This is a genomic window from Microbacterium sp., assembly GCF_036566905.1.
Lineage (GTDB): Bacteria > Actinomycetota > Actinomycetes > Actinomycetales > Microbacteriaceae > Microbacterium.
This window is the reverse complement of the sequence record NZ_DATCVK010000223.1, coordinates 1-6929: the sequence shown is the minus strand read 5'-3', so window position 1 is coordinate 6929 and position 6929 is coordinate 1. Positions and strand designations below refer to the sequence as shown.

Genomic DNA, 6929 nt, shown 5'->3' with positions numbered 1-6929 from the left:
GACGCCGCCGGCCGCGCCGCCCGCCGCTGCCGAGCCTCCGGTGACGCCGCCGCCGGCGACCGAGCCGCCCGCACCGGAGGCCCCGAAGCCGTAAGCACTGCCGACAGCCCCCCACCGCAAGGTGAGGGGCTGTCGTGCGCGTGGGGCGCTGCCGCGCATCTCGCGAGCGCAATGGCCTCCGGCGCTCGCGGCCCACGACGCCGTCTCAGCACCATCCGTGAGCGGGGATAACGTGGATGCATGACCTCGACTGTTCCCCTCCGCCGCGTCGGCGCGTCCGGCCTCCTCGTCTCCGCCGTCGGACTCGGCTGCAACAACTTCGGCCGCGAAGGCACGCGCACCGAGACCCTCGAGGGCACGCGCGCGGTGCTGGATGCCGCGATCGACGCCGGCGTGACGTTCCTCGACACGGCCGACATGTACGGCGGCGATCCGGGTCAGTCCGAGACGCTCATGGGCGAGGCGCTCCGCGGCCGTCGCGATCAGGTGACGCTGGCCACCAAGTTCGGGCACCCCGGCCGCGACATGGGGTACCCGCCGTCGGGTGCCAAAGGCTCGCGGTCGTACGTGCGACGCGCGGTCGAGGCATCCCTCACCCGCCTCCAGACGGACTGGATCGACCTGTACCAGCTGCATGTGCCCGACAACGACACGCCCATCGAAGAGACGCTCGACGCTCTCGCCGACCTGGTGCGCGAGGGGAAGGTGCGCTACATCGGGCACTCGAACTTCTCGGGGTGGCAGATCGCCGAGGCGCACTTCACCGCTCTCATGCGCCACGGTGTGCCGTTCGTCTCGTCGCAGAACCAGTACAGCCTGCTCTCGCGCGACGCCGAGCGAAACGTGCTGCGGGCCGTCGAGCGCTACCGTCTGGGCTTCTTCCCGTACTTCCCGCTGCACAACGGGCTGCTCACCGGCAAGTTCACGCGGGATGCGGCGCCGGCTGACACGCGCATCATCCGCCAGCGCCGGCACATCTACGACGACGCGCCGTGGGACGCCCTCGAGGCCTACCAGGAGTTCTGCGACGAGCGCGGCATCACCATGCTCGAGGCGACCTTCGGATGGCTGCTGACGCACCCCGCGCTCTCGAGCGTCATCGCCGGTGCGACGACACCCGAGCAGGTCTGGGCGAACGCGGCAGCGGCGTCGGCATGGACGCCGTCGGCAGCCGATCTCGCGACGATCGACGGCCTGTTCCCGCCGCCGGAGACCGCGGCCTGAGGGCTGTCGCACACGCCCCGGGGCGAGTTCGCCCACGGCGTACGCCACGGCTTGTCGCCGCGGCGGACCCAGGCGTAGCGTCACTTCTCGTGCGCGGTCCGCGGGAGCGGACGGGTTCCGTGCGCCGAAAGGACCGTCGTGCTCGGGAAGCTCCTGGTTCGGTATCTCAGCCCGGCATGGCCGCTCATCGTGGCCGTCGTCGTGTTCCAGCTGGCGCAGTCGATCGCGTCGCTGTGGCTGCCGACGCTCAACGCCGACATCATCGACAACGGCGTCGTGACCGGCGACATCCCCTACATCTGGTCGACCGGCGGTTTCATGCTGATCGTCAGCCTGGTGCAGGTCGTGTGCGCGATCATCGCCGTGTACTTCGGCTCGCGACTGGCGATGGGCATGGGCCGCGATCTGCGCGGCGATCTCTTCCATCGCGTCGTCGCGTTCTCGCAGCGCGAGGTGGGGCAGTTCGGTGCGCCGTCCCTCATCACCCGCAACACCAACGACGTGCAGCAGGTGCAGATGCTGGTGCAGGTGTCGGCGACGCTGATGATCTCCGCGCCGATGCTGGCGATCGGCGGCGTGATCCTGGCGGTCAGCCAGGACGTCGGCCTGTCGTGGCTGATGGCGGTGGCGATCCCGGTGCTGCTCATCATCGTCGGACTGATCGTGTGGCGCATGGTGCCCGCGTTCACCCAGATGCAGAAGCGGATCGACCGCGTGAACCAGATCATGCGCGAGCAGCTCAGCGGCATCCGCGTGGTGCGCGCGTTCGTGCGCGAGCGTCAGGAGCGCGCGCGCTTCGAGCGCGCCAGCGACGACGTCAAGGACACGGCGCTGCGCGCCGGCAACCTGATGGCTCTGATGTTCCCCGCCGTCATGCTGGTCATGAACCTCTCGAGTGTGGCGGTCATCTGGTTCGGCGCCTTCCAGGTGCAGAACAACGGCGTGCAGATCGGCACGCTGTTCGCCTTCCTCACCTACCTGATGCAGATCCTCATGGGCGTCATGATGGCGACCTTCATGTTCGTCATGATCCCGCGTGCCGCTGTCTGCGCGAACCGCATCGGCGAGGTGCTCGAGGCCGAGCCCTCGGTATCTGCACCGGCGGTGGCGGCATCCGCTCCCGCCCCTGAAGGGCGGATCGAGTTCGACCACGTCGACTTCGCCTACCCGGGCGCCGAAGAGGCGGTGCTGCACGATCTGACGTTCACGATCGAGCCGGGCACGACGACGGCGGTCATCGGCTCGACCGGCTCGGGCAAGACGACCCTCATCAGCCTCGTACCGCGCCTGTTCGACGTCACGGCCGGAAGCGTCCGCATCGACGGCGTCGACGTGCGCGACTACGACCCCGACGAACTGTGGACGCGCGTCGGACTCGTGCCGCAGCGTGCCTTCCTGTTCTCGGGCACCATCGCTTCGAACCTCCGCTACGGCGACCACGACGCGACCGACGAGCAGCTGTGGAACGCGCTCGAGCTCGCCCAGGCGGCCGACTTCGTCCGGGAGATGCCCGACGGCCTCGAGGCGCAGATCGCGCAGGGGGGCACGAACGTCTCCGGCGGGCAGCGGCAGCGGCTCGCGATAGCGCGAGCCCTCGTGAAACGACCGGAGGCGTACATCTTCGACGACTCGTTCTCGGCGCTGGATCTGCGGACGGATGCCGAGCTCCGGCGCGCTCTCGACACGCACCTGCCCGATGCGACCAGGCTGGTCGTCGCGCAGCGCGTGTCGACGATCCAGCACGCCGATCAGATCGTCGTGCTCGACCACGGACGCATCGTCGGCGTCGGCCGGCACGACGACCTCGTCGAGACGTGCGAGACGTATCGCGAGATCGTGGAATCCCAGCTCGCGGCGGAGGCGGCAGCATGAGCGGCTCGCAGAGCTCCCGGCCGGCTCCCGTCGGGCCGCGCGGAGGTCCCTTCGGCGGCGCCGGCGTCCCGGCGGCGAAGGCGAACAACTTCGGTCCGAGCGCCAAGCGCCTTCTCGGCACGCTGCGCTCGGAGATGCCGCGGCTCATCGTGGTGCTCGTGTTCAGCATCCTGTCGGTCACCCTCTCGGTGATCGGCCCGAAGCTGCTCGGCGAGGGCACGAACGTCGTCTTCGCCGGCTTCATCTCGCTCCAGGTGCCGGCAGGCACGACCCAGCAGCAGGTGGTCGATCAGCTCGCCGCCTCGGGCAACCAAGACCAGGCGAACATGATCGCCGCGATGGACTTCGTCCCGGGCGCCGGCGTCGACTTCGATCAGCTGGCGCGCATCCTCGCGCTCGTGCTCGCCGTCTACGTCTTCTCGAGCATCTTCGGATGGCTCCAGGCGCGCATCCTCAACGGGGTGGTGCAGCGCTCGATGCATCGCCTGCGCCTGCAGGTCGAAGACAAGGTGCAGCGTCTGCCGCTGTCGTACTTCGACCGCGTGCAGCGCGGAGAGCTGCTCAGCCGGGTGACGAACGACGTCGACAACATCGGGCAGACGATGCAGCAGACGCTGTCGCAGGTCGTCATCTCGCTGCTGACCGTGATCGGCGTGCTGACGATGATGTTCATCATCTCGCCCCTGCTGGCCGTCATCGCCCTGGTCACGATCCCGTTGACGATCCTCATCACGGTGCTCGTCGCCCGACGCTCGCAGAAGCTCTTCGTGCAGCAGTGGAAGACGACCGGCGTGCTCAACGCCCGCGTCGAGGAGACGTTCTCGGGCCACTCGATCGTGAAGGTGTTCGGTCACCAGAAAGAGGTCGAGACCGACTTCCGGACCGAGAACGAGGAGCTGTACCGCAACAGCTTCGGCGCGCAGTTCCTGTCGGGCGTGATCATGCCCGCCATGATGTTCATCGGCAACCTCGTGTACGTCGCGATCGCGGTCGTCGGCGGCCTGCAGGTGGCCGCGGGACTGCTGTCGATCGGCGACGTCCAGGCGTTCATCCAGTACTCGCGCCAGTTCACGCAGCCGCTCAGCCAGCTCGGCTCCATGGCGAACCTGCTGCAGTCCGGCGTCGCGAGCGCGGAGCGGGTGTTCGAACTGCTCGACGAAGAAGAGCAGACGCCCGATGACGACCCCGCCGAGACGGCACCCGGGCAAGCCAGCCACCTCGAGTTCGAGGACGTCTCGTTCCGCTACGTCGCCGACAAGCCGCTCATCGACGGCCTGACGCTCGCCGCACGGCCAGGAAGCACCGTCGCGATCGTCGGCCCCACCGGTGCCGGCAAGACGACGCTCGTGAACCTCATCATGCGCTTCTACGACGTCGACTCGGGATCCATCACGCTCGACGGCGTCGACACCCGGCACATGACGCGCGACGACCTGCGTGCGCGGACCGGCATGGTGCTGCAGGACACATGGCTGTTCTCGGGCACCATCCGCGAGAACATCGCCTACGGACGCCCCGAGGCCTCGGAGGAGGAGATCGTCGCCGCGGCGACGGCCGCCTACGTCGACCGCTTCGTGCACGCGCTGCCCGACGGCTACGACACGCTGCTCGACGACGAGGCGACGAGCCTGAGCGTGGGGGAGCGGCAGCTCATCACCATCGCGCGCGCTTTCCTGGCCGATCCCCGCATCCTCATCCTCGATGAGGCGACCTCATCCGTCGACACCCGCACCGAGCTGCTGATCCAGCGTGCGATGTCGCGACTCCGCGAGGACCGCACGGCCTTCGTCATCGCCCACAGGCTGTCCACGATCCGGGATGCCGACCTCATCCTCGTGATGGAGAACGGCGCGATCGTCGAGCAGGGTTCCCACAACGAGCTGCTGGCGCTGAAGGGCGCCTACTGGCGGCTGTACAACGCCCAGTTCGAGGGCGCGGCCGAGGACGAGGACGTGGTGTCGGTGGCGACCGTGCCGCTGGCAGCCCCGCCGACCACGGCGCAGATCGTCGTCGAAGCGCTCGCTGAGTCCGAGGACGCCGTGGAGTAACCCACTAGTATGTGAGGACGCGGGGCGCAGGGTCTCCGTGCATCGGACGGGGAGGACACGGCGTGCCGGAGGTTTCCACCGAGTCTCTCGCCGTCCCGGTGCCCGGCGGCGTGCTGGAGCTCTCGTGGGCGGCGGTGACCGACACCGGTCGCCGACGCGAGGTGAACCAGGACGCCATGTTCGCCTCGTATCCGCTCTTCGTCGTCGCGGACGGCATGGGCGGACACGTCGGCGGTGAGATCGCGAGTGCGAGCACCATCGAACGCCTTCGCGCGGTCGCCGACAGCGGCCATGTGTCGACGAAGACGATCGAGAAGGCGCTGGTGCGCGCGGTCAAAGACATCGCGTCGCACCCCGAGGCCACAGACGACGGCACCGGCACCACGGTGACCGGCGTGTTCCTCGACACGACGGGGGAAGCGGCGCACTGGGTGACGCTCAACATCGGCGACTCGCGGGTGTACCTGCTGCGCGACGGCGCGATCGTGCAGATCACGACCGACCACTCCGTCGTGCAGGAGCTCGTCGCCGCGGGCCGCCTCAGTCCCGAAGAGGCGGAGAACCACCCCTACGGCAACGTCATCACGCGAGCCGTCGGCCCGAGCGAGGGGGTCACGCCCGACTACGTCCGGCTCGACGTGGCGGAGGGCGATCGCTTCGTCATCTGCTCGGACGGGTTGACCAAAGAGCTGACCGACTACGGCATCCGTCACTTCCTGGACGAGAACGCTGACCCCGCCGACGCGGCATCCGCGATGCTCGAGGCCGCACTCGAGAACGGCGGGCGCGACAACATCACGGTGATCGTGCTCGACGTCGGTCATCCTGCGGAGGCGTCCTCGGACGAGGGATCGCCGGCTGACGACTCCTCCCCAATCGAGGAGTGAGCGAGGGGATCCACAGATCCCCGTCCATGCCGTCCACGGCGGCCGCGTGCGCGATGGACTGAGCCCATGCGCTCGACCGCTCTCCCGCCGCTGGATGCGGGCCTCCTCCACGACGAGCCGCTGACCCTTCCCGCCGCGTGGCGTCCGCCGGCGCGCGCGCCGCTGCCCGTCGCGGCGGCGGTGGTTCCGGTCATCGGCGCCGTGGCGCTCTGGCTGGTCACCGGCTCGGTGTTCACGCTGTGGTTCGCGCTGCTCGGGCCGGTCATCGCGGCGGCGACCGTGCTCGATGCGCGCCGGGCAGCGCGGAAGGACGGCAGGCGTGCCGCGGCTGACGCCGCCCGTGCCCGTGACGATGTCGCATCGGCAGTCGCCGCACGCCATACGCATGAGCGCGCGCAGCTGTGGGGTCGGCATCCCGACGTCGCCCGCCTGGCTGCGCGCGACGACATCTGGCGGAGCGCTCGTGCCGAGTCGATCGTGGTCGGCGCGGGTGAGCGCGCAAGCGTCGTGCGCGTGACCGGTGGCGACGGGGACCCGGATGCCGCGGAGCTGCGTCGCCGTGCGGCCCGGGTCGCCGGGGCGCCTCTCACGCTTCCCCTCGACGCCGGGATCGCTGTCGTCGGAGGCGACGCGATCGCGGCCGCGGTGCAGCGGTCGCTGGTGCTGCAGCTGTGCCTGATGCTGGCTCCCGGCGATCTGCGCATCGTGGGCGCGCTCGGCGAAGGTCTCGACTGGATGGAAGCGCTGCCGCATCGCGGCGCGCGGAGCGGACGGGCGGTCGCGGCGATCGCTCCCGGCGAACTGGCGCCGGCCGATGCGGACGTCGTGATCGCCAGATGCCGCCCCGGTGAGCCGCTGCCGCCGCGGTGCCGGGCCGTGCTCACCGTCGCGTCGCCCG

Annotated in this window: 4 protein-coding genes and 1 pseudogene; all 5 read left to right on the top strand. The window is 69.6% G+C overall.

Going from position 1 to position 6929, the window contains the following annotated elements:
• The first annotated feature begins 240 nt into the window (after positions 1 to 240).
• Positions 241 to 1224 carry an aldo/keto reductase gene (locus tag VIP82_RS20005; protein ID WP_331911862.1) on the top strand — a complete coding sequence of 328 codons (984 nt, stop codon included), beginning with the start codon at positions 241 to 243 and terminating at the stop codon, positions 1222 to 1224.
• A gap of 138 nt (positions 1225 to 1362) precedes the next feature.
• Positions 1363 to 3096, top strand: coding sequence for an ABC transporter ATP-binding protein (locus VIP82_RS20000; protein WP_331911860.1), 1734 nt, complete (start codon positions 1363 to 1365; stop codon positions 3094 to 3096).
• Entirely contained in the window at positions 3093 to 5144 is a 2052-nt protein-coding gene (locus tag VIP82_RS19995) for an ABC transporter ATP-binding protein (protein ID WP_331911858.1), read from the top strand. Before VIP82_RS20000 ends, VIP82_RS19995 begins: the two co-directional genes overlap by 4 nt.
• Positions 5145 to 5206: 62 nt before the next feature.
• Entirely contained in the window at positions 5207 to 6031 is an 825-nt protein-coding gene (locus tag VIP82_RS19990) for a PP2C family protein-serine/threonine phosphatase (protein ID WP_331911856.1), read from the top strand.
• Between the two features lie 66 nt (positions 6032 to 6097).
• Positions 6098 to 6929 (top strand): annotated as a pseudogene (locus tag VIP82_RS19985) (FtsK/SpoIIIE domain-containing protein); the annotation flags it as partial.

Bases quoted from the DNA above. Each gene is read 5' to 3' on its own strand.
- VIP82_RS20005 (WP_331911862.1), top strand. From the start codon at position 241: ATGACCTCGACTGTTCCCCTCCGCCGCGTCGGCGCGTCCGGCCTCCTC.
- VIP82_RS19995 (WP_331911858.1), top strand. From the start codon at position 3,093: ATGAGCGGCTCGCAGAGCTCCCGGCCGGCTCCCGTCGGGCCGCGCGGA.